Annotated in this window: 28 protein-coding genes and 1 pseudogene; 7 read left to right on the top strand and 22 right to left on the bottom strand. The window is 63.9% G+C overall.

The genetic code is table 11. From position 1 onward, the window contains the following. A partial coding sequence (locus M3461_13970) for a pirin family protein (GenBank protein ID MDQ3775369.1) occupies nucleotides 1-461 on the bottom strand: 461 nt, incomplete at its 3' end. Between the two features lie 1,205 nt (nucleotides 462-1,666). Here M3461_13970 and M3461_13965 point away from each other — a divergent pair. Both M3461_13965 and M3461_13960 read left to right on the top strand, forming a co-directional pair. Continuing rightward, nucleotides 1,667-2,164: a hypothetical protein gene (locus M3461_13965; GenBank protein ID MDQ3775368.1), complete on the top strand. Its 498-nt coding sequence runs from the start codon at nucleotides 1,667-1,669 to the stop codon at nucleotides 2,162-2,164. Between the two features lie 14 nt (nucleotides 2,165-2,178). After that, nucleotides 2,179-2,331, top strand: a complete 153-nt coding sequence (locus tag M3461_13960) for a hypothetical protein (protein ID MDQ3775367.1) — start codon at nucleotides 2,179-2,181, stop codon at nucleotides 2,329-2,331. Nucleotides 2,332-2,900: 569 nt separating this feature from the next. Here the strand turns inward: M3461_13960 and M3461_13955 are convergent. From M3461_13955 to M3461_13905, 11 genes and pseudogenes are all read right to left on the bottom strand, one after another. After that, entirely contained in the window at nucleotides 2,901-3,461 is a 561-nt protein-coding gene (locus M3461_13955) for a DNA-processing protein DprA (protein MDQ3775366.1), read from the bottom strand. Between the two features lie 128 nt (nucleotides 3,462-3,589). Then, nucleotides 3,590-3,808, bottom strand: coding sequence for a DUF2283 domain-containing protein (locus tag M3461_13950; GenBank protein MDQ3775365.1), 219 nt, complete (start codon nucleotides 3,806-3,808; stop codon nucleotides 3,590-3,592). 229 nt (nucleotides 3,809-4,037) lie between these two features. Further along, nucleotides 4,038-4,267: pseudogene (locus M3461_13945) on the bottom strand (DUF4926 domain-containing protein). 61 nt (nucleotides 4,268-4,328) lie between these two features. Then, nucleotides 4,329-4,538, bottom strand: a complete 210-nt coding sequence (locus M3461_13940) for a DUF2283 domain-containing protein (protein MDQ3775364.1) — start codon at nucleotides 4,536-4,538, stop codon at nucleotides 4,329-4,331. Beyond that, a complete protein-coding gene (locus M3461_13935; protein MDQ3775363.1) occupies nucleotides 4,523-4,834 on the bottom strand; it encodes a DUF4258 domain-containing protein in 312 nt (103 codons plus the stop codon). The genes M3461_13940 and M3461_13935 overlap by 16 nt, the downstream gene beginning before the upstream one ends. 1 nt (nucleotide 4,835) lies before the next feature. Beyond that, nucleotides 4,836-5,183, bottom strand: a complete 348-nt coding sequence (locus M3461_13930; protein MDQ3775362.1) for a YgiT-type zinc finger protein — start codon at nucleotides 5,181-5,183, stop codon at nucleotides 4,836-4,838. A 212-nt stretch (nucleotides 5,184-5,395) separates the two neighbouring features. After that, nucleotides 5,396-5,608 (bottom strand): hypothetical protein, encoded by a 213-nt coding sequence (locus tag M3461_13925; protein MDQ3775361.1) that lies wholly within the window; start codon nucleotides 5,606-5,608, stop codon nucleotides 5,396-5,398. Beyond that, the gene (locus tag M3461_13920) at nucleotides 5,608-8,778 is read right to left on the bottom strand and encodes an SAM-dependent methyltransferase (protein ID MDQ3775360.1); all 3,171 of its coding nucleotides are present in this window, start codon (nucleotides 8,776-8,778) and stop codon (nucleotides 5,608-5,610) included. The genes M3461_13925 and M3461_13920 overlap by 1 nt, the downstream gene beginning before the upstream one ends. Further along, the gene (locus M3461_13915; protein MDQ3775359.1) at nucleotides 8,775-12,185 is read right to left on the bottom strand and encodes a phospholipase D-like domain-containing protein; all 3,411 of its coding nucleotides are present in this window, start codon (nucleotides 12,183-12,185) and stop codon (nucleotides 8,775-8,777) included. The genes M3461_13920 and M3461_13915 overlap by 4 nt, the downstream gene beginning before the upstream one ends. A gap of 696 nt (nucleotides 12,186-12,881) precedes the next feature. Next, a complete protein-coding gene (locus M3461_13910; GenBank protein ID MDQ3775358.1) occupies nucleotides 12,882-13,088 on the bottom strand; it encodes a hypothetical protein in 207 nt (68 codons plus the stop codon). A gap of 64 nt (nucleotides 13,089-13,152) precedes the next feature. Then, nucleotides 13,153-14,343: a cytochrome P450 gene (locus tag M3461_13905; protein MDQ3775357.1), complete on the bottom strand. Its 1,191-nt coding sequence runs from the start codon at nucleotides 14,341-14,343 to the stop codon at nucleotides 13,153-13,155. A 390-nt stretch (nucleotides 14,344-14,733) separates the two neighbouring features. Between M3461_13905 and M3461_13900 the strand changes: the two genes are divergently transcribed. The 4 genes from M3461_13900 (at nucleotide 14,734) to M3461_13885 (ending at nucleotide 17,961) form a co-directional block, all read left to right on the top strand. Beyond that, nucleotides 14,734-16,047: an ATP-binding protein gene (locus M3461_13900; GenBank protein MDQ3775356.1), complete on the top strand. Its 1,314-nt coding sequence runs from the start codon at nucleotides 14,734-14,736 to the stop codon at nucleotides 16,045-16,047. 7 nt (nucleotides 16,048-16,054) lie between these two features. Next, entirely contained in the window at nucleotides 16,055-16,603 is a 549-nt protein-coding gene (locus tag M3461_13895; GenBank protein MDQ3775355.1) for a response regulator transcription factor, read from the top strand. Between the two features lie 6 nt (nucleotides 16,604-16,609). Next, nucleotides 16,610-16,987, top strand: a complete 378-nt coding sequence (locus M3461_13890; GenBank protein MDQ3775354.1) for an Mth938-like domain-containing protein — start codon at nucleotides 16,610-16,612, stop codon at nucleotides 16,985-16,987. Between the two features lie 224 nt (nucleotides 16,988-17,211). Beyond that, nucleotides 17,212-17,961 carry an aldolase/citrate lyase family protein gene (locus tag M3461_13885; GenBank protein ID MDQ3775353.1) on the top strand — a complete coding sequence of 250 codons (750 nt, stop codon included), beginning with the start codon at nucleotides 17,212-17,214 and terminating at the stop codon, nucleotides 17,959-17,961. A gap of 261 nt (nucleotides 17,962-18,222) precedes the next feature. Here M3461_13885 and M3461_13880 read toward each other — a convergent pair whose 3' ends face one another. From M3461_13880 to M3461_13835, 10 genes are all read right to left on the bottom strand, one after another. Beyond that, nucleotides 18,223-18,537, bottom strand: a complete 315-nt coding sequence (locus M3461_13880; protein ID MDQ3775352.1) for a hypothetical protein — start codon at nucleotides 18,535-18,537, stop codon at nucleotides 18,223-18,225. Between the two features lies 1 nt (nucleotide 18,538). Beyond that, nucleotides 18,539-18,742: a hypothetical protein gene (locus M3461_13875; GenBank protein MDQ3775351.1), complete on the bottom strand. Its 204-nt coding sequence runs from the start codon at nucleotides 18,740-18,742 to the stop codon at nucleotides 18,539-18,541. A gap of 11 nt (nucleotides 18,743-18,753) precedes the next feature. Next, nucleotides 18,754-19,368 (bottom strand): hypothetical protein, encoded by a 615-nt coding sequence (locus M3461_13870; GenBank protein MDQ3775350.1) that lies wholly within the window; start codon nucleotides 19,366-19,368, stop codon nucleotides 18,754-18,756. A 54-nt stretch (nucleotides 19,369-19,422) separates the two neighbouring features. Further along, on the bottom strand, nucleotides 19,423-19,758 hold the full coding sequence (locus tag M3461_13865) for a DUF1003 domain-containing protein (protein ID MDQ3775349.1): 336 nt from the start codon (nucleotides 19,756-19,758) through the stop codon (nucleotides 19,423-19,425). Between the two features lie 144 nt (nucleotides 19,759-19,902). Then, nucleotides 19,903-20,523 carry a poly-gamma-glutamate hydrolase family protein gene (locus tag M3461_13860; GenBank protein MDQ3775348.1) on the bottom strand — a complete coding sequence of 207 codons (621 nt, stop codon included), beginning with the start codon at nucleotides 20,521-20,523 and terminating at the stop codon, nucleotides 19,903-19,905. Between the two features lie 9 nt (nucleotides 20,524-20,532). Next, nucleotides 20,533-21,189 (bottom strand): monofunctional biosynthetic peptidoglycan transglycosylase, encoded by a 657-nt coding sequence (gene mtgA, locus M3461_13855; GenBank protein ID MDQ3775347.1) that lies wholly within the window; start codon nucleotides 21,187-21,189, stop codon nucleotides 20,533-20,535. Nucleotides 21,190-21,265: 76 nt separating this feature from the next. Continuing rightward, nucleotides 21,266-22,471: an alkaline phosphatase family protein gene (locus M3461_13850; GenBank protein ID MDQ3775346.1), complete on the bottom strand. Its 1,206-nt coding sequence runs from the start codon at nucleotides 22,469-22,471 to the stop codon at nucleotides 21,266-21,268. Between the two features lie 7 nt (nucleotides 22,472-22,478). After that, complete coding sequence (locus M3461_13845) at nucleotides 22,479-22,793, bottom strand: hypothetical protein (protein ID MDQ3775345.1); 315 nt, start codon at nucleotides 22,791-22,793, stop codon at nucleotides 22,479-22,481. Beyond that, nucleotides 22,730-23,323, bottom strand: coding sequence for a glutathione S-transferase N-terminal domain-containing protein (locus tag M3461_13840; GenBank protein ID MDQ3775344.1), 594 nt, complete (start codon nucleotides 23,321-23,323; stop codon nucleotides 22,730-22,732). Before M3461_13840 ends, M3461_13845 begins: the two co-directional genes overlap by 64 nt. A gap of 133 nt (nucleotides 23,324-23,456) precedes the next feature. Then, nucleotides 23,457-24,275, bottom strand: a complete 819-nt coding sequence (locus tag M3461_13835; protein MDQ3775343.1) for an acetoacetate decarboxylase family protein — start codon at nucleotides 24,273-24,275, stop codon at nucleotides 23,457-23,459. A gap of 196 nt (nucleotides 24,276-24,471) precedes the next feature. On the opposite strand from M3461_13835, the gene M3461_13830 reads away from it, so the two are divergent. Next, a complete protein-coding gene (locus tag M3461_13830; protein ID MDQ3775342.1) occupies nucleotides 24,472-25,569 on the top strand; it encodes an aminoglycoside phosphotransferase family protein in 1,098 nt (365 codons plus the stop codon). The last annotated feature ends 110 nt before the right edge of the window (nucleotides 25,570-25,679 follow it).

Here is a 25,679-nt window from a genome sequence, read left to right as displayed (position 1 = left end):
AGACCTACTGGGCGTTTCACAAGGCCCAAGAGCAGACGCGCAACCACCTTTCCCGGATGGCGAGCCACGACTTTCGAAAGGCCGCCTGACCCGTCCGCGCGTCGTTCTAAAAGAGCCGCACCCAATTCCCTTTCGTGTTTCTCCTCGTGCACGACCCCCGAGGCCGCCGTCATCCATTGCACATCGCCGGGGCCGATCGTGCCGTGATTTCCCGCGGAATCCCGGTGTTCCAGTACGCCTTGATAGACGATGGTTACCGTTTCAAAACCTCGGTGGGGATGTTCGCCCACGCCACGCGGCTGATTTGTCGGTGGGAAATGGGTAGGACCTGCATGGTCCAGCAAGAGAAAGGGACTGAGCTGTTGGTCCAGGTCGTTGCTGGGGAAAAGATTGCGCACGGGAAAACCGTCGCCGACCCAATGTGTGGAGCCGCTCTGGTACACATGCAATACTGGCTTGATGGATTCCATGGTCATGGCCTCGTCGGTGGGTGGCCTGGCGAGCGGTTCTCAATCAGGTATATCAGACCGGACGGGCGATCCCGAAGCGGTACGACGGCGATCCGTTGGCATTTGAACGAGCTGCTCACGGGCCTGCCTCCTGTAAGTTTAGAAGCATCGCGGACACGCCGCGATGGTACCCCTGTCTACTCGACAGGTCTCCCGCCTCGCCGCGCGGGCGGCTTCGCGTCTCGGGGCTGTGCTTACCCGGCGAGCTCCTGCAGCGGCACAAGGCCGGCCAGGAGCCCACTCCGCTCTTTGCGCGAGACCACCCCACCATCGCGAAACAATCGCCGCGCTCGGGGCCGACCGCGCGGCTCTGCCTGGTGAGTCTGGAGTGCCACCCCTCCGATAATGGCATAACACGCTTCCGTGTCTGCCAGGATCCGAGCAAGGGCCAAGAGGGCGGGACGTTTCGTGCGACTTCATCTCACCTTGCAACCGGAACCACTGACGATCCAGGATGAATCCTGTTTCGAGCCCGGACACCATGGTGGATAGAATACCACCCGCATGTCGTTCATGAAACCGCTTCCGGGTAACGCCCGAGCAGACCGCCTCCGAAATTGCCCATACCTCCAATCCCCCGCCCGCATGGGGGGTACAGTGCTCTGCGACCTTGTGGCACACGAGCGTCGTGATCCCGATGAGCCCCGCCTCGCGGCAGAGATCCAGGACATGGCGAGCGGTGTTGGCTGCGCGGATATCCTCGAGGAGCGCCGCGGAACCGCCCAGCTCGGCGGCCACTGAGGCGAGGAATTCCATAGCACGCGCTCGCGCACCAGCGTCTCGGGCACGAAATAATCGGGCGTGGTCCGCAAGCGCATTTCGCGTTCAGGCACCGGCTACCAAGCCCAGAGCCCCCGCCAGCCCACCGGGATCGCCTCAACCGAGCGCACCTGCCCCGCCACGGACCACTTCCAGACCCCAATCACCGCCCGGCCCGTGCGACGATACATTCCCCGTTGACAACTCGCATTGAAATTCCTAGGCTTAGATGAGCCGGTTCATCACAGTGCTCTCCCGTTGAAAGAGGCGGCGCACCCTATTCGGGGGCCCCTTCAAGTCAACGAGGAGTGGCCCCACTCACGCGAGTGGATCCAAAGGCTTGGATCCCCGAGATTGGACCTCGCAACTACATTTGCCTTCTTGTCGAGAACCTCTCCATGACCGCTCCGATCAGCGATGCGTACCGGAACTCCGCCGCGAAGGTGTTCCGCTATCCGTCGGACAAGCAGAACCACTTCGCCGCGTTCGATTTCAACATCGACGGCAAGCTCACCGTGAAGGAACTCGCCCAGGGCTTCGAGGTGCTCGGGAGCTCATCGCTCGCGTCCAAGTACAAGGCCGCCTTCGCCAAGGTCTTCTTCGGCAGCGATCTGGCCAAGGTCACCTCGAAGGGGGACGGGTTCTACGACATGCAAGGCAACGTCAACACCGACAAGATTCACCAGGTCTTCGCGCGCTACGCCGAGAGGGGCGTGCTCACGAAGGACGACGTGAAGGAGGTCGTCTCCGCGTACGGCTTCTTCGACAAGCTCACCAAGAAGGGTCAGTACGACTCGGCCTTCAAGCTCCAAGACAGCTACACCGAGGACCAGTTCGTCTCCATGCTCAAGGGCAACCTGTTGCGCGACAAGTTCCTCGAGCGGCTCGGCGGCTGACCGTCGCTCCCGCGTTGGTGCTGGCGGCCGGCATCGGGGAAACCCGGTTGCCGGCCGTGCCGTTTCTCGGCTTTGTTCCCGGCCTCTCGTTCGCAACCCGCAGGGGGGAACACATGCCGAATCGCATCGACGCAGGCGCTGACGTCGATGAGCCGCCCGGCGAATAGAAAATACGGGACGACCACGATGCAGGCAGGCGGGCACGGGCCAAGAACTCGATCGCCTCCTCGAAGGACGGTCTGGTGATGCCGATGAAGCCCGGCACGGCCCAGGCGAGGTCGCGGCCCTCGCCGAGAAGCCGCACCATCTTGCCGAAATCACCGTTCGCATCCGGATCGCTCGATCCGCGCCCCAGCACGACCGCGCCGTCTTTCGCGGCGCCTCATCTAAAACCGGCCGGGCACGCGCGTAGGCCAGACCGACCAGGCCCGGGTCCACCCCGAGGGCCCGCGCGGCGCCGAAGCGCGTCGTGGGAACGCCCGCCGGCCCTCGGCGCGGGCCAAGGGGAGGTCGTTCTTGACTGCCCGGCCGCGAACAAAAAGAGCGGCAGCACGACGACCTCCCGGCGCCGGGCCAGCGCGGTAATAGGCGCGACTCAGGCCGAAGGGCAACTTCGCGGGCCTCGACGAACGGGCGGATCTTGGAGAGCGGGGAGGGCGGCGATCTGGATCGTGTCGAGCTCTCGGCCATCTGTACAATCTGAGTGGTCTCGGCACGAGACGCTGCCGCGTGACCCTCACCCGTTTGGGATCGCCCGGACTCCCCAGCGTCCGAGCATCTCGGCCATCCGCTCCGTCCGGCCGCCGGGTGTGATGTGGGCGAGGAACCCTTCGTCGGCCAGGGCCGCGACGACCTCGTTGCGGCGCATTGCCGATCCCTGGGTGACGCGTCTGGGTCGCTCGGTGAAGGGGGAGAGGAAGAGCAGCCGATCCGCCTCGAAGGCGGCGCGGCATTCGGGCGGGATGCGCATTCCCTCGATGGCGCGGGCAGGGCAGACGATGATCGGCTGCGTGCCACGCAGGAGGATGCGCAGGCAGTCCTTCTCAATGGGCGAGTGAAAGCCGCTGATGACCGTGACGCCCTCATCGCGCAATCGCCGGGCGGTATCGTGGGTGCGGAGGATGGCGTCGCCGGGTGTGCGGGCAGAGCAGAAGAGGGCGGTCCTACGGGCGGCGAGGAGCGTCACCGGCCCGATGGCCTGCAACACCCGCGGAGCGGACGCTCCGAGCCTCTCACCCAGTTGTGTCGGCCAGTGCGCGTCCGTGGGCTCGAGCAAGGCAAGCTTGGTCGCAGTCATGCGTGCTAGCCATCCGTGTCGCGACCAAGGCGCTGATTTTGCTGCCTCACCGACAGACTAGTGTCGTCGCTCAACAGGAGGTCCGGTGTTTCCGTTCTGATCTGTCGCGATTTCCCCGGCCGCCCGCCCTATCGGCGAACCAGGGCGGGCGTGGTCTCGAAAAGGAGCTTCCCTGCATCCAGGTTGGGCGCACGCTTGGAAAGTTGAAGGAGCTCGATGCCAACCATCTGATGGTCGGCGTTGTAATCCAGCACCACACCGGGGGAGACCTCCTCCGACTCGATGATCTTGGAATCGTCCAGACGCAGATAGAGGGCGTCGGCTTCGCGGTCAACGTTTAATCTCATGGTTCACCCTATTAGTCAGTCAAGGAGATTCAAACAGGCACGTCATTCCGGCATGGATTGCCGGAATCCAGAGCACATGGATGTCGGTGCTGTGCTGCATCCTGGACCCCGGCAATCCCTGCCGGGGTGACGAATCACTTCGATTTAACATGACTGCCTACTAGCTACAGTCGACAAACGCGGTTACGGCCCGCTCGGCGCGGGCTTCCACATTTTCGGCCAGCGCAGGTTAAACGGCGGCCAGTTCGCGGACGTGCGTAATCTCTCGACTGCCCACGGGTCGGACCTGCGAGGCTTCCAGCGTCACGACAGCGGCGGTCTTGCCCGCAAGGTCGTGAACTCCACCTCAAAGGCGAGTCCGTCCCGGTACACGTGTACCACCGTGCCCACGTCGCCAGCTTCCAAACTTTCTGTGGACGCTGGCGTTGTCAGCACCACTCGGTCATGTTCTTTAATCATGGCTCGCTCTCATTCCTCGTGGGGATGCGCCGTGACCAGTCGCGGTGTGTAGGCTACGTGCTCACGTAGATACCAACTCCGCTTCCAATGGCTTGTCTCTGGTGAACCGGCTGACGCCCATCACGCTAAACCCGACGACCTGCCCCTGTTCGTCTACCCGCTCCATGACCGCAGCATTGGCAGTTTCTTTCATATACCCGGGACTCTCGCGAAACTGCACCTCCAGGTAATCCGCTTCCGCGTCGAACCACACTTTTACTTTTTGGGCCATAGGTTTTCTCCGGCTTTCGGTTTGTCCGTCAAGTAGGCCGTGACGACAAATGCATCATTCTCGCTATATTTCACCACAACGCACAGCCACTTGCCACCGACCAGCGTCTGCGCATAATAAGCGTAGAAGAGCCGCACGGGAGCATCCGTGCGCGAGCGTCGCACCAGTCGCGGCTGCCGCAGCACCTGCTCAATTTCCGCCTGCATCTCCTTCAGTTCGGGATGCTCCAAGATGTGCGCCAATCTCTCATCGGTCAGTCGCGCCCGGTGCCCGAAACAATCGGTGACGACTCTCATTTCACCCGCTCGCCCTCCGCGTCGCGGCCCATGCGGTACTTGATGTCGTAGTTGATGATGCAGTCGAGCTTCTCCCCCTCGAAGCCGTAATGCCGAATATGCGGAGAATGGTCCTACGCAAGCTCGAACACGTCCAATGGATGGTCCTGGCGGGGCGGCCCGCGCCACGGACGATCAGACGGATGCGCTCGGTGGACTCCCGCGAGAATGCCGGCTCACTGCAGCGCGTGCAGACCTGCGCTGGGATATGCTCTACCAACACGCGCCGGCCATCCACTTCCAGCACTTCGCTCACAAACTCGTTCCTGGCGGTTTCCCCGCCGCAGACGTCGCATTGGAACGTTGACATGGTTACCTCCGTTTTCGAAGCTCGACCCACGCGATCGGGTCCGGCTCGTACAGTGCAATGATTCTTGTCAGGTCCGAGTCGCTGCCGATACCTGAATATGCAAAGGGCGCCCGGCGGATGTAAAGCCCAGTAACAAGACGCTGGGCGAATACTTGTCCTCTGGATACTCTTCGATGATCTCCGCGCCCGCGGTACGGATCTCCTGCTCGTTTTCATTCGTCCCCACCCTCCGCGTTGCGGCCCATGCGGTACTTGATGTCGTAGTTGATGATGAAGTCCAGCTCCTCTTCGGTGAAGCCGTAGTGGCGGGCGAGCACTTGGTCGATTTCGTCGATGATGGGCTTGGATTTTGAGGGGTAGAACTCCTGGAACTCGACACCATCGTTACGCTTCCGAACAAGCGAGTGCGTCTTGTAATCGGCCATCAGCCTGGAGAACAACGAAACTCGGTCGCGCTTTCGTCGGTGAAGAGACTGTTTGGTCCCGGAAACGTGGTGACGTCACGTATGGCGACATTGCGGCCGTTACCGTAGGCCATAAACCACGTGTAGAAAGTTGTGCTGTTGATGACGCATCCGACAATGGGAGCGAGGCGCTTGTCCCGAAGCCCGAAGTCCTTGAAGTGATGCACTGACCTCGATGCAGCACCGGAGTCGAAATGCGGAAGGAAGTTCATCGAGCGAATCCAGTATAGGGGGCTTCGGTAATAGTAAACCGCGTCCGGCGAACCGAGCCGATGAACCGACTCCATCGTGCTCGGCATTGCACGCGCCCTTCGGATAGTGCTTCCCAACGCGGGATCTCCAAGCTTCGGGAAGCTCCCAGAAATGCAAACGTCCGAGACGGGTCCAAAGCGAAGCAGTTGAAATACACCATCCCGATATTCGCTATACCACCGCAGAAGATTTGTGGTACAGATATGCATTGCCGTCCCTGCACCATGATGGCTCAGGATTATCGTTGCTCGAATGTGCTCCAGCCCATCGAACAGCTTGGCGGGACGATCGTCGTAGCAGGCTGCCCAAATGCTGGTAAAAGAGCGGCGATACACTACTTGTAGGGGTTGCATCCGATCGGTACAGATGGCGGATAGTTGAACGATCATCCCGACGCGGGCGTTCCCGTTGATCATCCGGCAGCAGCGCTCAAGCACAAGCGCATAGAGATTCCCACACTGCAAACAGGAGTAGGTTGATTCAACGACTCGGTAGTCAGCCTTGACCTTTGCATACTCCACGTATGGCGGATTCCCGATAATCACGTCGAACCCACCGCCGCTCATGATTCCGTAGAACTCCACGAACCAGTGGAACGGCTGATGTGACTTGAGCCACTTGGCATAGGCATCTTTCTTCGACGGTTCCACGCCGTATTCGGTCGCGAGGTAGCAGTCGAGCTCATCACCGAGCGCGTTCAAACGCCTGCGAAGCTTCTGCTTGTCCTCGGTGGGCACCGAGCCGTCGCCCTCAACCTGCCGCGCGCGAAAGGCGTCGAAGGGCTGCTGCAGGTCCGCGGCCGTGATCTTGATGCTCTCTATCGCCTGTTCGCGAACCCAGTCGCCTTCCGCTTGCTTCAGAACCTCGTCATAGGTAGCGTAGCCCACAAGCGTGTTACCGGCGCGGATGTTGAAATCAATGTCCGGCAGCGGCTCGATGCCGAGATTACCGCGTGCCGTGTCTGGTTCGACCTGTGCGGCGAGCTTGAGGAAGAGGCGGAGCTTACAGATCTCGACCGCCTCTTCCATGATGTCCACGCCGAAGAGGTTGTTGAGGATGATACTTTTCAAGATGAAATAGCGGCGGTTGGGATGGGCGGCCACGTGCGCCAGCACCTTGCGGAAGTCGGAGAACTTCTCGGGGCGGTGCTTCTCACCGGAGCGTTCGAGGTCCTCGACGAACGCCTGCATGCGGTCGAGACAGGCTTCGTAGAGAGGCTCCAGGATATTGAGCGCGGCGAAAAGGAACGCGCCCGAGCCACAGGTCGGGTCGAGGATCGTGACCTTCTCAATAGCGTGCCAGAAGGCGCGGAGCAATTCCGGGCCTTCGCAGTTTTCGATCACGTCCTGCGCGAACTGGCGGATGTCGAGGTTGAGGGTGATCAGGTCGTTGACGTCGCGGACTTCGCCGGCCCCAAGCTTGGCCTTGATCTCCTCGTAGCGCCTGCGCCGCGCCACGACCTCGCGCCAGGTCTCAGTAGGAAGGCCGTATTCAGCGGGTGCGGTTTTGTTCCAGCCCTTGCGCAGTTCCAGTGTCTGGACGGGGCCGTCGCCCACAGGCTGCTGCAAGCTGGGGGGGTTGAGCCCGGCTGCGATGTCGAGCGGGAGTTCCAGAGGATGGGCAAGGGGCTCACCCTGGTTGGGATCGCGCGGGATGTAGTTCCAGGTCACGCCGTGACGGACAGGCTCGTATATGTACCGGTCGGGGTCGTCCTTCAATATATCCCAGACGGTCGGGCCCTTGGGGTTTTCGAACGCCACCTTGCACTTGCTGCGGGCGGCGTCGAAGAGGAACGGGACCACGGTGTTCTTGCTGATGTACTCGGTGATGTCCTCCTTGGTGTAGTAAGCCCCCATCTGCTTCTGGTTGATGTACTTCTCGAAGATGTAGCCCAGCACATCCGGGTTGATCTCGTTGTCGGCGCGCAGCGGCCGCTCGTCGAGGTGCCACTGGTACTGGTCGAAGTAGTCGAAGATATGCTCGAAGGCATCATCCGGGATCTGAATGCTCTTGCCGTAGCGATCGGGCCGTTCGAGCTCGTGGACATCGAAGATGCCGCCGTCGAGGTAAGGGATGCGGCCGATGAGCTTTTCGAGTTCGGGACTGCGTTGCCTGCCGCCCAGCCCTTCATGGAACAGGCGCAGTAGGAAGTAGCGATAAAAGGAATAGAACTTGTCCTCACCGTGCGCGTTACGCATCCGATTAAGCCGGTTGCGGAGGTAGTCACGGTCGTTGTCGAGGAAGCCCTTGCGCTGGATGAAGTAGACGAACATCAGGCGGTTCATCATCACTGAGGCATACCACTCATGATCGGCGCGATCGGTGATGCCGGTGATGAATCTGAGGAAGGCAGTGTGCTCTTTCTGGAACCGGTCGTAAAAGCGTTTGGTGACGCGCTCGACGTCGAACCCGGCGCGGGTGCGGCGGGTCACGTCGGTCAGTGAAAGGCGTTCCTCCTCTTCCAGCGTGAAGGCGATCGCCTCGAGCTTCTGCACCAGTGCGTCGCCGGGCTGGGAGCGATGAAAGGTACGCTCGCGGCACGCTGCGGGCTTGCCTGGCTCGCGCTTCACCCATTGCCAAATCTGCGTCTGGTTCGCAGCATCGGTGAAGACGATCAGGTGCTCGTGCGCGGCCTTGCCGACCTGGTGCTCGATCTTGCGGCGTTGGGCATAGTCTGCCAGGGACTGGGCGGAAGGCGTTGCACACTGGTATGCCACCATGCCGCGCTTGTGTGCCAGCGCTGGGAGCGTCAGGATCGAGCCATCGATTGTGATGTCCAGCGGGGTGGTGTAGTGATCCCAGCCAAGCGCATCGATGAAGAGGCTTCGGAGGTCGCCGTCGGCGAGCAGTTGGCGAGCACGAGCCCAGTTCAGGCTCATTCCTGAGCCTCAGCTCCAGCATTCGGGGTGGTGGGGGCGAGCCCCAGCGAACAGATGATCTGGGGCTCGTTTGGCCGTTCCTCTTCATGAATGATGCAGAGCCGGTCATCGTCGCGCAGCGCCATCACCAGCTCCGCCAGCGTGTCGTCGGAGATACCGGCACGGAGCTGGCGGTTGAGCGTGTCCGTGGCCGACTGGCGGAGCGGGGATCGGTAGATCTCCTCGATTGCCTTGCTGAGCTCCGGGGAGTCGAAGAGCGTGCCTTTCACCTGGTCGGCGTAGCGCTTCAAGCGCTCGTACGTGCGAAAACGAGCGCCCGAGGGCCGCCCCAGCTGTCCGCCCACGGATCTCTCCTCGGCAGCGATCAACTCGACGGCCTTGCGGACCAGCTCATGATGGCTTTCCTGCCGGGGGAGCGCCGGTGTGTCGGGTGCACACTCGGCAGCCTTCAAAATCTCGAACTGCGATTCGGTGACGGGATTACCGTCCGTATCGACCCAGGCGAGCGCGTCGTTGTCCTGGGCCGTTCGCAAATAGACGAGCACGCCGTACGGCTTGTTGGCGGTCGCTCGGTGCGGGCGCGTGGAGTAGACGACTGGCGGCAAGGCCGGAATGGTCTTCTGCAGCTCGGGGAAACGGTCAATGGCGTTTTTCCAGATCTGGTAGGCGTAGGATGCGAGGTCCACCTCGGTCTCAGCTTCGCCGTCGAGGATGCCCGCTTTCTCGTGGTAGAGATCGAGAAGCTTTTGCCGCTCGCGTTCGTCCTCGAAGAAGGCCTCGTCCGTGCCGACCACCTCGGCATTCTCGTGGAGACGCTGCCGCACGCGGGCACGAAGACGGATCAGATTCTCGACGCCCTCTGCGGGCAGGAAGGAATAGCAGAGGATCTTTTCGGACTTCTGGCCGATGCGATCCACGCGGCCGGCGCGCTGGACGAGCCGGATGATCGCCCAGGGCAGATCGAAGTTCACGATGATGGCGCCGTCCTGGAGGTTCTGGCCCTCGCTCAGAACGTCTGTCGCGATCAGGACCCGAAGTTCCTGGTGCGGCGTGACCTGGTCGCGCTTGTGGTTGCTCTCGGGGCTGAAGCGCCAAGCGTAGCTGGTCGGATCCTCGGCTTTGCCTGTGACACCCGCGAGCCGCTCAACATCCCTGGCGCGAAGTTGCGCCTCCAGGTAGCGCACGGTGTCAGCGAACTGCGTGAAGACGATGATCTTGTCATCTGGATGATCCTCAGTGAGCAGCTCATGGAGTGCTTCGAGCTTGGCGTCCTTGGCCGGATTCCAGTCTCCACAGCGCGTAAGGAGGGCCAGAAGGCTGGCGGCGTCGTCCGCCAAGTCCTTGGCAAGGGACTTGACGAAGAGGTCGGGACGAAGCCACTTGAAACGGCGCTTGAACTGCGTGGCATATCGCTGGTAGGCGTCGGAAGCCCGTCGAGAGAAGTCGGCAGAAGTGCGGAGCCCCAGCGTTCCAGGGGGCTTCTGTTCCTCCCCGCTGTCCTCCTCGAACAGCTCGGCGCTGGCCGCCTCGTCGTCCACATCCTCATCGTAGTTCCCCGCGTCGAGAAGGCCGGAATCCTGCGTGCCGAGGGGCAGTGGCAAGCCGTGCTCAATCGCATGCAAGAAGATATAGTTGCGCAGAATGTGGCGCTCGATGGACTGCTGAAACGCCTCGCCGCCGCTCTCAAGGCGTTTGAAGAGGTTCGTTCGGCAAAACCCCATCAGCCGTTTGCCAGCGCGAGACAGGTCTTGCAGTTGCCTGGCTTCGGCCGGCGTGGGCGGCTTGTGCGGTGTGGCCGCGACGTAGTTGGCCAATCCGTACCGCGGCAGGTTAAGCGCGTTGATGGCGCTGACGACATCGGGCGCGTACAGGCGGGCGTACTGGTCAGTCGGGTCCTGCTCGTCAATCCTAAACTTCACCGTCTTGGGGGTGCGATCCGGGAAGTAAGAGCGCGTGCCGTCCTCGAACGTGAGGAACCTTCGGCCCGTGGCCTGGTCGGTGGCGGCATAGTTGTCTTGAATGAAGCTCCGCGTCCGGCGGACCATATAGAGCTGCATCAGTTCGCGCCAGTCGTCGGCGTGATCGCACTTCTCGAACGCGGCAAGGGAACGAACCGAACATTGATGGCGACGGATGAACTCGGTCTCACCCAACTCTCTCAGCAGCCGCTCGGGGCGAATGCCCAGGTCCTTGTCTTCGGGCACGAACAGGCGGAGCTGGCTCGATAGATCCATGTACGTCTTGTTGTAAGGTGTAGCCGATAGCAGGATGCACTTGCTCTCGTTCTCCTGGATGTACTCCTGAATGGCCCGGTAGCGCTTGCCCTCGCGATTGCGCAGGTTGTGGCTCTCATCGATAAGCACGACGCGATAGCGGCGCAAGTCTGGCAGCTCGCGCCCGGCTCTCGTCACGGAAAGTACCTTGGCAAGGAGGCGGTACTCCGAAACGTAGTCCTCCCACATCTTCACCAGATTCTTCGGGCAGATAATGAGCGTCTCCGTGAAGTGGTCGTCCTGAAAGATCTTCGCAACCGCGGTCGCCATCAGCGTCTTCCCCAACCCGACCACGTCACCGATCAGCACGCCGCCGCGCTTGTTGAGATGGTGGGCGGCAATCTTGACCGCGGCGACCTGGTAATCGAACAGCCGCTGACCGAACTCCGGCGGGATAAGAAACTCGGACAGCCCGTCGCGAGCTTCCTGCGCCAGGTGATAGGCGATTTTGACGTAGATCAAGTATGGCAAGAGCGCATCTTCACGCGCCCAGCTTTCGTCGATGACCTGCACCAGTTCGGTCGTAATGTCCAAACACCAGCGATCGTTCCACCGATCGTCGAACCACTGGGCGAGCTTGCCGGCCGCGTCGTGGTCGAGGATGTCTACGTTGAGTTCACCCTGATGGGAGAGGCCCGAGAGCGTAAGATTGCTGCTGCCGAGGTAGCCGACGATGGGATTGATGGGATCGGCGCGGAAAAGAAGATAGAGCTTGGCGTGAAGCGGATGACCGAGAAATAGTTTGACGACGAGCTTCCCTGCCTTCAGTTGCGCGGCCAGACGACGCAGACCCGCCTCGTCGGCATTGGTCGGAACTCCGAATGTCAACTGGTCGCGGAACTCCTCGGCCAACTGCTTCTTGAGGCGTAAGGCCGTCTGGTTGTCGAGCTGGTCATTGCCCTGAGTCAGACTGACAGCGGCGAGCAGCTCATCCTGCGGTAGGCGCTGCATGCCCACGAGCAGACGGCATTGCCTGTCCGGCCCACCCGTCCATGGTTCGACAAGGTCGTCAATCGCCTTCCATCCGCGGAGATTGAAGTAGCCGACGCAGAAATCCGAGCGGTTAGCAACCTCGAGGGTGGCCCGAAGCGCGGGGAGCAGGTCGAGCTCAATGTTATCGAAGATGCGGGGCATCGCATTCCTCACGCAATGTCGCGATTACTGAGCACGGAGGCGGTTGCGGTAGAGGGTAAGAAGTTCAGTGCGCTTTCGCAAGGCCGTGGCTCATGGGCGGCACGGGGCGGCTGCGGGGTCGCGATGCGGCCGCGAGGGCTCAATCGCAGTCAGGAACGCATAGACCGCTGCACGCGGGCGAGCGAGCGGGCAAAGGCCGAGCCCGACGAGAGACTGGCGTGGTCGTGGGGGCGGCTTCGAGGCGCTCGCCAACTGGCGCTCGGAGCGAACCCAAGGGCAGGCATGGTTTCGCTGGGGAGGCTCCTGCACCCCGTCGTGTTCAAACCTTGTCTCTCCCGGAGGGGATGCACAGTTGTCGAGACAACCGTGACCGTACATGGGTTGGGCTAGGCCCGAGCCCGATAACGCTCCTCGCGGTAGAGGCGCAGCACGAACTGCCCGGCGCGTGTGTCACGCATCTCGCGGACGATGGACTGCATCTCGGCAGGTGCCTGATCGAGTGTCGGAAGCGGCCCTTGCTGGCCCGGTCGCCGCCGTAGCCCTGGGGCAACACCAGCGGCGCGATTGCCACGGCGAAGGCGATGTCGGCGAGCGTCAGACGATCGCCGGCGAGATAAGGCCGGCCGTCCGCGAGGCGCTCGGATACGGAGGCGAAATAGCACCGCAACACCACCAACGCCTCGGCGGCCCTGGGCCTTACAGCCGCACATCGGGGTCGATGTACATCGGAACGGCGCGACCGTGGTTGATCCAGAGCACGGGCAGGAAAAATGGGGGGGCGTGAGGCTCCTCCCGGTAGGCGATGCCGTAATGATCGAGGACCCAGCGGGCGTTCTCGCAGTCGCTGCTCGGCGGGAAGGTGATGACGCGCGGGACGCTCGGTGCGGGGCCGGGGTCGGCCATGGGGGGTTTCTCCGGGATGGGCGGGTACGATAACAGGCCGACGATTCCGCGATCGAACGTCCCGTCAGGAGTTGAACTCCAGGCGCATGTGTACGGGGAACGGGCCGGCGCTCTGCATCTGCCCTTCCGCGCCGGCGGCGCGGCGCAGTCCCTCACGCTTCAAGACCGCCTTGACGATGCGCGGGATCTGCACGAGGTTGATGTAGTACCCGAAGCAGGTGTGCAGCGCGTAGCCGAAGTGCATGTACACATGGTCGGGCCGGTCCAGCAGGAACTCCTTGGGTGATTTCAGTGCCCGCCAATCCATCATCGCCGATTGCGTCGCCGCCAGGACCGGGCCGCCCTTGGGGATCCTGGTCGCCCAGAGGGTACCGCGGGCGACCACGTAGTCCTCGGCACACACGCGCGCGATCCCGGCCGCGAAGGAGTTGAAGCGCAGGCACTCGAGCACGTACTTGGCCATGAGCGCGTCGTCATCCGCACGCGCCGCCGCCTGGGCCTTGGGCAATAGCTCCGCGTGGCTCAATAGATAGTCGAGCGTCAAGACCGCGCTTTTCGAGGTGGTCGGGATCGCGCCGATGATGAGCCCGATGAGGTTATTGCGGATCGAGAGATCGTCCATGCCCGGCAACCCCGCGTCCTGCATCGCCAGGCACCGCTCGATCACATCATCGCGGTGCCCCCGATCGCGCTTGCGCTCGGCGATGAGGGCGTCGAGATAGGCGCGGGTCTTGGCCGCCGCTTCCAGCGCGAGCCGCTCGACGGCCGGGTCATCTGGATAGAAAAGATACTGGAACATGGCCGTGGCGGCATCCGTGAATTCGTTCTCGTCCCAGCCCGGCGTGCCGAAATAATCCCCGAGGAGGCGCGTCGGGACTACGCGCGTCAAGGTCTGCACGACATCGATGTGGCCGCCGCTCGCGGCCAGGATGTCCTCGGCCGTGCGCGTGACGAAGGGCGCGATGCGCTCATCGACATCGGTACGGCGCACCGCCAGGCGCATGTTGGAGACATCGCGCGTGTACTCCGGGGTGTTCTGCATGCCGAGGAAGAAGTTCTGCCCGGCCGTCACGCGCTCCATTTTCTGCCGGTAAGGGACCTGGAAGACCCAGTCGCGCGACAGCACCTCCTGGACATGATCGAACCGGGTGACGATCGAGAGGCCCTTGGTGGCGAGCACGGGTTTGACCCAGCGCAGGACTCCGAAGAAGAGATCGGGGTGGGCGAAGAGCCAGGCGAATATACGTTCTTGCAATGAGGGTTGCGCTGCCGACGCCATCGTGGATTTCCTCCCGAGTCTGGACTTCGCAATCAGACCTGCGTGCAGTGATCAGACCTGCGTGCACAGGGCCGTGGGACAGTCATGCGACATATATAACCGCCGCCGCTGTGGTCTACGATGTAGAGCGGGGGCTGCCCGTCCCCCGCTGCCGACCCCGGCTTGTGCTGCGCCGTGTTGCGAACCGGAGCGGGGGCTCGTGGCGCTTTCGTCAAGTCTACACGATCTCCGCGCGCCACGTACCTCGATGCCGCGTATCGCGTATCTCGATGCCGCCTATCTCGATGCCGCCTATCTTGATCCGGGCTGGCCTTACGACGGTGGTAACATGGGCCTGTCCACACTGCTCGGCGATACCATCGTGCGATGAACACTACCCCGATCCGTCCTGCACCGGCGAGCATGCTGACCGGGCTGTGCCTGCAGTACCTGTTCTTGCTGCGCGCCGTCATCATCTCGGGGCAACTCGCTGCGGTGTTCGCGTCCAACTATATCCTCGCCGTGCCGCCCGCGGGCCTGCCCGTGGTCATCGTGATCGCCGCGCTCACGGTATTGACCTTGGTGAGCGTGCGTTTCATCAAGCCGGGCGTACCGGTCTCGGAACGCATGATGCTCGGACAACTGTCCGTCGATGTCTTCGGGATGGCGGCCCTGCTGTTGTTCGCCGGGGGCGCCGCCAACCCCTTCGCCTCGCTGCTGCTGGTCCCGGTGATCGTGGCCGCGGCGTTGTTGCGGCCGGTCCTGACCGGGTGCGTAGCCGCGGAATCCGTCCTCTGCTATACGGTCTTGATGTTCACCCATGTGCATCCTCTCTACGTCGAGGTGCACCCGCCGCAGGGCGAAGAGATCGGGCATGACTTCACCATGCATATCTGGGGAATGTGGTGGGGTTTTTTGTTCAGCGCCGGGGTTGTCGCCTATTTCGTCGCCAAGATGGGCGCCGCACTGCGCGTCCATGAGCACGAGCTGGCGGCGGCCCGCGAACGGGCACTCGAGGCCAATCAGCTCGTGGTGCTCGGCACCTTGGCGGCCGGGACGGCCCATGAGCTCGGCACGCCGCTCGGCACCATGGCGATCGTGGCCAAGGAGATGGAGCGCGAGCACCGAAGCGAAGCGGTGCTCACGGCCCGCATCGGGCTCCTGCGCGAGCAGATCAATCGCTGCAAGAGCATCCTCGCTAACATGGCGGCGCGCGCCGGTCAGGCGCAGGCCGATGCCGGCCGGCGGGTGCGGTTGGACCGTTACGTGGAAGACCTGATCGGGGAGTGGCGCGCGCTGCGCCCCGGCGTGCCCCTGGTATCGCGTTTCGAGGGCCCGCTCCCGGCCCCCGAGATCGTCGCGGATCGCACGCTCGACCAGGCGATCTTGAATGTCTTGAACAACGCGGCGGACGCCGCGGCACGCAACGTCGACTTGGAGGTGCGCTGGTCTTCCGACGCACTTTCGATTCAGGTGGCCGATGACGGGGCCGGCCTGCCGCCCGAGATCAAAGACCACATCGGCGAGCCCTTCCTGACCACCAAACCGTCCGGCAAGGGCATGGGACTCGGGCTCTATCTCGCGCAGAGCACGCTGAACCGCCTGGGCGGGGAGCTGACGGTGAGCGATCGGCCCGGCGCCGGGGTGCGTGCCCGCATCAGCGTGGCGCTGGCTCCCTTGCTGGCGTCGCAGCGAGTATGATCGAGGGATGATCTCGGAAGCCCTTCCCGGCCCGCGGCTCCTGCTCGTCGATGACGACGAGACCTTTTGCGGGGTCCTCGGTGAGGCCTTGGAAAAACGCGGCTTCGCCGTCCGCATCGCTCACAACGTCCCCGATGCGCGCCGACTGGCCGAGGCGGAGGCCCCCCACTATGCCGTGGTGGATCTGCGCATGCCCGGTCCCTCGGGACTGGAGCTGGTCTCGGCGCTGTGCCAACCGGGCGGCGCGGCCAAGGTCGTGGTCCTGACGGGATACGCGAGCATCACGACGGCGGTCGAGGCCATCAAGCTCGGCGCCACCCATTATCTGACGAAACCCACCGATGCGGACGAGATCGTGGCGGCCTTCGACCGCGACGAGGGCGATCCGCAGGTCAACCCCGCGCCTCGGCCGATCTCGGTGGATCGGCTCGAATGGGAGCATATCCAGCGGGTGCTTAGGGAATGCGCCGGGAATGTCTCGAGTGCGGCGCGGCGGCTCGGCATGTACAGGCGCACGCTGCAGCGCAAGCTGAACAAGCGCCCGTCGCTCATGTGAGAGGCTGTGAAGTTCGACCTGGATCACGGGATGGGGCGCTACGCGATCCGCGGGTATCGCCAGGGCGCCATCGTGGTGAACGACGAGACCCTCACCCAGAGCTTCATCGTCACGACCGATCGCCTGGTACGCGACTGGCCGCCCCAAGGGTTCGAGGAAATAACGGCCGAACATCTGGACCAGATCGCGGCGCTCGGACCCGAAATAGCCGTGCTCGGGACCGGCGCGCGACTGCGCTTCCCGAGCCGCGAGGTCACGGCGCCGCTCGCCCGGCACCACATCGGTTTCGAGGTCATGGACACGGCCGCCGCCTGCCGTAGCTTCATGGTGTTGAGCGCCGAAGGCAGGCGCGTGGCCGCCGCGTTGCTCATGATCACCGCCTGATCCGCCGGGCGCGTGCCTGGCGGCGCGCCTATCTCAGCACCAGCTTATTCCCTCCGTGGCAGGGGGAGTTGAGGGTGGGGGTTGAGCGTCGCATAGTTCTGAGAGACTCAACCCCCATCCTATCCTTCCCCCTTTCCCCAGGGGAAGGGATGGAAAAGAGCCTACAATTCCAAATATCTTTGGCTAGCTAGTTAAGGCTTGCAGGTTCCCGCGAAGCGAGCACGATGCACACGGGGTTTCGCGCGCGGCTCTTGGCCGGCGATCGATTGATCGGCACGCTCATCAGCCTGCCATCGCCCGAGGTCGCCGAATTGCTGGCCGAGGTCGGTTTCGACTGGCTGTTCATCGATGCCGAACACGGGCCGTTCGAGAGCGCCGGCGCATTGCGGCTCTTGCAGGCGGTCGGGGCCCGTTGCGCGCCGCTGGTGCGTGTCCCTGTCGGGGAGGAGGTCTGGATCAAGAAGGCCTTGGATATCGGGGCGGCCGGCGTCATCATCCCCCAGGTCAACACCGCGGAGCAGGCGCTCCGGGTGGTGCGGCACTGCAAGTATCCGCCCTGGGGGACGCGCGGCGTCGGCATCGCACGCGCCCACCGCTATGGCCTCGGGTTTTCGGACTACGTTGCAGAAGCGAACGACGGCCTCGCGGTGGTCGTGCAGGCCGAGCACATCGAAGCGGTGCGCGACATCGCCGCCATCGCGCGCGTGCCGGGCGTCGACGCGGTCCTGATCGGACCTTACGATTTGTCCGCCAGCATGGGCAAGCCCGGACAGATCACGGACCTCGAGATCGACACGGTGCGAAGGGAGTGTCTCGCGGCTGGGGTGCGGCTTGGGATCTTCGGCTTGAGTGCCGCCGCCGTCCGGCCTTACCTGGAGAACGGATTCACGCTCATCACCGTCGGTATGGATACCGTGTTCCTGAGCCAGGCGGCGCGCGCCGCGCTTGCGGACCTCACCCCTCTAGCAGATTGATCACCTCGACGGACGCGGTGGCCTGTTATTGGCCGCCACGCCCTTCAAGGGGATCACTTTCTGAACAGCCTGGCGGCGTGACGCGATAATTCGTGACATGAGGATGCGTGCGTGGCTAGTTAGCTAGAAGGCATGAGTCACGCTGGGATACGGTCGAATATGGACTTCTAGGCACCTCAAGAGTCGGCGCACTGCTCTCGGCAGTGCAGAGAAGGATTGTGTTAGAGACACCAAAGGAAAAAGGCGGCGAAGCCGCCTTTTTTAATGTCTTTCCTCAGGGCTTGGCACCGTGGTCTCGCCCGGCGTCTTGATGATGAGCGCACCCGACGGATCTTCCGGGTCAGCGGCGCGCTCCGATGCCTCTTCGGGCGTACGCGATTCGGCGGGCGCAGGCTCCGCAGGGGGCCGCGCCGATTTCTGTTTCGCCTTCGAGCTTTCCGACTCGCTCGGCGGTGCTTTTGGAGCAGCCGTTGTCTCGGATTCCGCTGACGGAAGGGTGGTCTCGGCAGCCGACGCCGAAAGACCCGTGCCCGCAATGGCGAAACCAAGGGCCATAACCTGTAGAATCACGCGCATCCTACGATTCCTTGGTACCACCGCTGTCCGCCAATTGCTCGCGTCCAAGCGTCGTCAATTGCAAACCACCTTCGACCAGCTTGATCGCAAGCCCTTGCTCGACCAGCCGCGCCGCGATGGATTCCGGCACCTCCGGCTTGATTGGGCTGTCGGTATCCAGGTTTTTCAACCAACTCAACTCTTCCGCGGTCAGCTTGGGATCCATAATCGTGTCGTCTAGCTAGTTAGCGAGTGAAAGGATAGGACGTTCAACACGGCTTTGCAACCGGTACTGTTGGTCGGACGGGCCGATCGGTGATTGGGTGGTCCGCGTGGGGGCGGCAAGGGGCGTTCGGGCTGGGCCCCGGCCACCGACAGGGGGGTGGTGACGCTGGTGAATCCCGGCACATAGGCGAAATCGCGGTGGATGCGCGCGCTGAGCTCGGCCACGGACCGGATGATGTCGGCCGCGGCCTCGCAGAGCGGCGAGTCCAGGATGAACTGGCGGGCCTCGACGCGCTCGGGGTCGAGGTCCTGGCGCAGGAGCTCGGCGGCCTCTTCCCAGGTGACATCCGGCACCTGTCCGGGCCGCTTTGGCGATCCCACCTCGACCTCCGCTCGTGGCCGTGACCAGAGGTGGCTGTGGCCGCGCTGCATGGAGAAGGAGGCGGTCGGATTGCCGAAGAAGTCCTCCCGCTCCGAGACCAGATCGGGCTCCGGGTCGATCACGAGCGCGTGCGGGAGGCAGCGCTGGTGCGCCACCGCCCAGGGTCTCAGGTGCGTCTCGTTGTGACAGAGGGCGACCGGCTGCACGTACCGGTACTCCGTGTGATGCACCAGGCGGTAGCGCACAGACTACCCCTCAGACCCCTGCGTTACCGGCGGAACGCCGGCCGCCCGTTCACATCACCGGTCTCGCTCCTTCGTTTCCAGCGCATCCAGCCTGTCCGTCACCCGGGCCAGCGCCGCCTGGATCTCGCCGAGCTTGCGATAGGCTTTCACGTTGACTTCGTAATCGAGCTCGGCGCGTTGGTCCTGGTGGGCGTTTTGGCGGTTCTGGCTGATGAGGACGAAGCTCGTGATCAGGATCGCCTCGATGGCGAGGATGAATCCCGAGGAGGCTGTAGGGATAGGCGAGGAACCAGAGGACGTGTATCGTGACGAAATGCGGGCGGCCGGTGAAGGCCGTGACCTTATCGGCCAGGCGTTCCAGCAAGCTGCTCTGCGCCGCCAGCTCTTCAATCACATAGCGAAACTCGCCGAGCGCCTTGTGGCATTCGGCGTTGCCGCAAAAGACCGCATCGTGGGGGTTCTCGCACTGGCAGCCGGGGCAGATGATGGGTGTCGGCGCAGCTTGCACGCTCATGTTCATTTCTCCGCGATGACCTATCGCATTTCACTCGGCTCATGCCCCGCGAGCACCGCGCGCAGGGTACCCACGAAGTCTCGGTACAGCGACGTAGGTCGGCGCAGGCCCGAGGGGTCCAGTCCCTCGAAGAGCGTTCTTCGCAACCCATAACTCAGCTCCAACTGCACGCCGCGACCCGAGACGCAGCGGTTGCAGATGTTCGACGGCGAACGCCCCTGGCGGGTCGGGCTCGGGTCGTCGACGGCGAGGAATCCGGCACTGATCAAGGCCTCGGCGATGCGCTCGCGCAGCACGAAGTCGAGCCCGCCGAGATAGGCGACGGCCTCCCGGCCCTTCGCGCCATGGATTGTGATCAAGGCACGTATCCCGCGCACGAGCCTGAGTGCTTGCGGTTCGTCGAAACGATTGCTGGTCAGATGCAGCACGTGATTACCGACGGATTTCAATCCTTCGAAGGCATAAAACCCATGCTCGCGGCCCGCGATGCCATCGGCCACCTCCGAGGTGCTGCGCTCGATGCCACCGCCGTGTGGCGCCACGATAGCGACACCCGAGCCCCCCATCCGCCAGCGGATGCGGTAGTCGCGGCCTTCGCGCTCACGGCGGCTCAGGTGGGCGAAGCTAGTGTAGAGATCCATACCGGCGAGCTACAGGTGTGCGACGTACGCCGGTCCGCCGAGCCGCCGCATCTGCTTGAGGATCCAGCCTTGACGCGCGCGGACGTAGCGCGAGGGGCGGCGCACGCTCAACCCCGTGGGGTTCGGGAGCACGGCCGCGAGCAGGGCGGCCTCATCACGCCGCAACGCCTTGGCCGGCTTGCGGAAATAGGTGCGGCTCGCGGCATCGATGCCGAACACCCCGTCGCCGAGCTCGACGACGTTCAGATACACCTCGAGGATCCGTCGCTTAGTCCACAGGGCCTCGATCAGCACCGTGAAATAGGCCTCCATGGCCTTGCGCAGATAGCTCCGTCCCGGCCACAGGAAGAGGTTCTTGGCCACCTGCTGGGTGATGGTGCTGGCCCCGCGCAGCGCGCGGCCTTCGCGGTTGTGGTCCAAGGCGCGGGAGAGGGCCTTGAAGTCGAAGCCCGAATGGCTCGGGAACAACTGGTCCTCGGCGGCCACGACGGCGAGCGGGGCGTCTCGCGAGATGCGCTCGTAGTCGACCCAGTCGTAGCGTAGCGGGGGTCCGTCCCGGCCCTCCGTGAGGGCGATGACCCAGTGGCGGAGCATGAAAGCCGTGGTCGGCGGGGCTAGGAAACGCAGCGCCAGGACGGAGATCATGCTGAACAGGATGGCCGCCAAGAGGCCCTTGGCGAGCCACCGCCCGATCCTGCCCGCGGCTCGCTTTTTCAGGCCGCTCCCCGGGGCCTATGAAAGATCAGACGCTCGCGACCGCGAGCGGCACATACAGCTCTTCGCGCGTGAGCCCCCCGTGCACGCCGACATGCACGAAACGCCCTTCGCCCGGCAGCCAGTCCTTGATCACATAGCGGTCCTTCATGAGGAGCGTATAGTCCCCGACCCTTTCGGCCAGCCGCGGGTGTGCGGGACCGATCCCGAAATATCCCTGGTCGATGAGGTCCGCGCTGACGCAAAGCCGCACCTGCCGATCGAGATGGGTGCCGACATAGCGCTCGAACTCGCGCCGGCGGCCCGGGCGGACATAACAATAGGCTACGCGCCCATCGCCGCACAGCGGCAAGCGCATGAGCTCGGCCAGCGCGGGGTGCTCGCCGAGCTCGATGCGGTGCTCGGGCCGAATGTCGATGAAGCCGTGATCGCCGGTCGCGATCACCGCCGTGCCGGTGCCACGCAGGCCGTCCAAGAGGGACCGGTAAGCGGCATCGACCTCGGCCAGCCTGCGACGGGCCTGCGGGCTGTCGATACCGCATTCATGCGCGGTCTTGTCGAGATCGGGATAATAGAGGTAGGCATAGTGCCGCCGGCCGCCCTGGCGAAGCGCCTGGCAAAGCCCTGCAACGGCGCCCGGCAACGAGCGATAGGGTCGCACCACCCCGGCGCCCCGGTGCGCCTCGTTGTAGACCGAGCCCGCGATGCGCTTCGGTACGAACACCGCGGAGCGCGCCGGGATGCGGTTCGGCAGGGGGGTCTGATCGAATATCGCCGGGGCGTCCCAGCGCGATGCGCTCGCCCGGGGCGCTCCGGTCCGCGCCCGGAACGGCAGCACGGCCACGACCGTCCCCAGCTCCTCGAGATACACATGCCAGCCGGTCATGCCGTGCTGCCGCGGCGCCACCCCGGTCAGAAAAGTGGTGATGGCGCTCGCGGTGGTGCTCGGAAACACCGAGGTGATCGGGCCGACGGTATGGCGGAACAACGCCGATCCCGGGCCGGCACGCTTGAGCCACTCGTAGCCGAGCCCGTCGATGATGAACAAGACGATGTTGCGATGCGCCCTGAGCCACGCGCCGTCGAGCGCGTCGAGCGGCGGATAGGGCCCGGGATCACCCCCGAAGGCCCCTGCGATCGAGGCCATGAGGTTGACGATGCCGCCCCCCTGGTAATCGGGCAGCGGGGCAGCAGCGTGTTCCTCGCGGATCTCGGCTAAGGCATAGGCCGGCATGGTGCCATTATATAGCCGGATATAGCCGGATCCCCCGCCGCCCCATGCCCCGGTCGTGGCGGAACCATGCGCGGATCACCCCGGCGCTCGTTACGGGGCCATGACGGCGGGCCGGGGTGGCCCGCCTCGAGGTTCGTACGTCTATGCGGGGGGCCCCGCGTAGTAGTTGCTCCCGGATGCGCGCGCAGTAGGGCGGGAGATTGGCCAGCGCCAGGGCATGGTCCTTGAGCGGCGATTCGATGGGTGGCAAGAGGAGGTTCACGAGAAATCCATACGCCACCGCATCGAACGAGGTCGGGGAATCGCCGAACAGATATGGCATGGGCCCGAGCTGTACCGACAGGGCGGAGAGGTCCTGTCGGCCGAGATCGTAGACCTCGTCGCGCGCATGGCGCCCGGTGCCCTGGAGCCACAGGGTTTCTTCACCCGTGACCGGGCGAAGAGGGGCACGAGGTCGCCCAGGACCGGCGGCAGGCCGCCGAAGAACAACGGTTTGATCACGGCCCAGTTCCGATCTTCCCTCCAGCGGGAATAGACCATGGGCCAGTACAGACTTTCTTCCAGCATGCGGCGCAAGGCGTGACCACGCGCACGCTCCTCGGCCGAGAGCCGGCCGTCGAGGGTATCGCCGTACGTCGCCTTCAGGAAATCGAGGATGAAGCCCGAATCCGGGATGATACGGTCGCCGTCCGTGAGGTAGGGCAGCTTTTTCTTGGGGGCCCTGAACATCGTCGCACACTCGACGCGCTCATAGGGCAGGGCCACCATACGCAAATACGTCTCGACCTTTACACAGAACGGGCTCGGATCCGGCAATCCCCAGCAGGCCTTGAATTTATGCAGTTTGATCATGGGCTCGTTTTCGCAACGTCTCGAAGGATGCGCGTAGACGCCTCTTCCTGCCTGCGAAAACAAGACGCCCCTCAACTAACTTGGATTGCAGCAGGCCTGTCCGTCGAGGCCGTGCGGCGCGATTCCCTTTCCACTATATCCACCGGTGCAGGACCTCGGCGCCCGTGAAAGTGTAGCCGGAGCCGAAGCGGTAGGCCCCCAGCACCTCGACAGGCGCGAGCGGCAGGTGCTCCTCGATCTCCGAGGGGAAGAACCTGAGCCCCCCCTGTCCGGCCCACAGGTCGGGGCCGTAACGCAGGTCCTGCCCGCCGAGCCGCACCAGCTCCAGCACCGCGGCCGGCGCCGCCCGCTCGGCGCTCGGGAAGTGGCGGATGTTGAAGATCGGCAGCCCCATGGGCGCGGGCAGATCCGTCGGGCGGATCCGGCGTTCGATGGCCATCGTGCCTTCGATGAGGCGTTCCCCATGGGCACAGACGTAGGCCTTGAGCCGGGTCCCGATGCCGAGCGGCCCCATGGCCGGGTTCAGGGGGTGGTGTTCGGTGAGATGGGTCACGCCGAGTTTCTTCGGGAAGCCCATGAACCAGCCGCGCGCCAGGGTGAAGTCGTTATCGACCCAGCAAAGGACACAGATCTGGCCCGGCGTGCCCCGAAACGAGCAACCGACCCAGAGGGCGCATTCCCGATACTGCGTGCGCTCGGGGTTGGTGTAGGCCATGTCGCGCTCGCCGTCCCACAGCGACCACCACTTACCGAAGGCCACGTAAGCGCGATCGGGCTCGGGCCCCGGCGCCAGCGGCTCGGGCAGGCAGGCGGCGATGGCCGCGGGATCGGTGCGATAGGCGACGTTGAGATACTCGGTGGCGTAGTGCCAGGGTGGCGCACCGCAGAGCGCCGCGCGACCGGCGGGGGTGAGCGGGTGACAGTAACCCTTGAGGTCTTTGATGCTGGTCATTGCCGTCCCAGCCGGTGACAGGCTGGTACCCGGGCATGATGACGCCCGGCTCTAGCGGTGGCAACCCTCGTACGTTGCAACCACCCGATATTTCCAGTCACATCCAGGAAGCGACCGTCACAGGACGCGCCGGGGCTCCAGCGATTATGATGGCCGGCGCGGTGCCAACCGCGAGCCAGACACCCCCACCGGAACCATGCCGACTTTCGACTTCGCAGCCATCAGCCAGGCGTTTTCGATGGAAGGCGAGTACCGGGATGCCCGCCCCCACGGGAACGGCCACATCCACCATACCTTCCTCTTCACATGCGACGCAGACGGCCGGCGTTATCTGGTGCAGCGGATCAATGAGCGCGTGTTCCCGGACCCGGAGCGGGTCATGCAAAACATCTCGATCGTGACCCGCCATTTGCACACGACGCTCGCCGCCCGCGGCGTCGCGGACCGCGCGCGCCGGGTGCTGACGCCGGTGCAAAGCCGCGAGGACCGGCTGCTCCATCGGGACGCCAGCGGATGCTGGCGCGCCTTTGACTTCATCGAAGGGACTCATGGTTTCGATCGCGCCACAGGCGCATCGATGGCCTACGAGGCCGCGCGCGCCTTCGGCGAGTTCGCGCGCGACCTCGCCGATCTGCCGCCCGAGCGCCTCACCGAGACCCTCCCGGCCTTTCACCACACACCTACCCGTTACGTGGAATTCGAGCGCGCGCTCGGGGCCGATCCGCACGGGCGAGCTCGGCAGGCCGGGCCGGAGATCGCCTTTGCCCGCGCGCGGCGTGCGCTCGCTGAAATACCGTGGCGGTTGGTTCGGGAAGGGCAGATCCCGTGGCGCGTGACGCACAACGACACCAAGCTCGATAACGTGCTGTTCGATGAAAAGAGTGGCGCGGCCCTGTGCGTCGTGGACCTCGATACCGTGATGCCGGGTCTTTCCCTGTATGACTTCGGCGATCTGGTGCGCAGTGCCGCGCACCGGGCCGCGGAAGACACCACGGATCTCGACACGGTCGGGATCGAGATCCCGCTGTTTGCGGCCCTGGTCGCCGGTTATCTCGCCGGGACCGGCGGATGCCTCACTCCGGGCGAGCGCGATCATCTCGGGTTCGCGGGCCAGATCGTCGCATTGGAAACGGGGCTCAGGTTTTTGAGCGATTATTTGCTGGGCGATGTCTATTTCAGAACCGATCGCGAGCACCACAACCTGGAGCGTTGCCGGGTCCAGCTCCGGCTCGTGGAATCGATCGAGGCACGGATGGCGGAGCTGGAGGATGTGGTCCGGCGGGCCGGGGGCTGACGGTTTTGTCGGCGTACGTTAGGTATGGATACAATGGCGCCCCCCAGGCCAATCGGAGGTAATCGCGATGCACGAAACCAGAGGGATCCTCGTCGGTAAGGGCACGACGC

Source organism: Pseudomonadota bacterium, assembly GCA_030860485.1.
Taxonomy (GTDB): Bacteria; Pseudomonadota; Gammaproteobacteria; order JACCXJ01; family JACCXJ01; genus JACCXJ01.
This window is presented reverse-complemented; position numbering and strand designations above follow the sequence as displayed.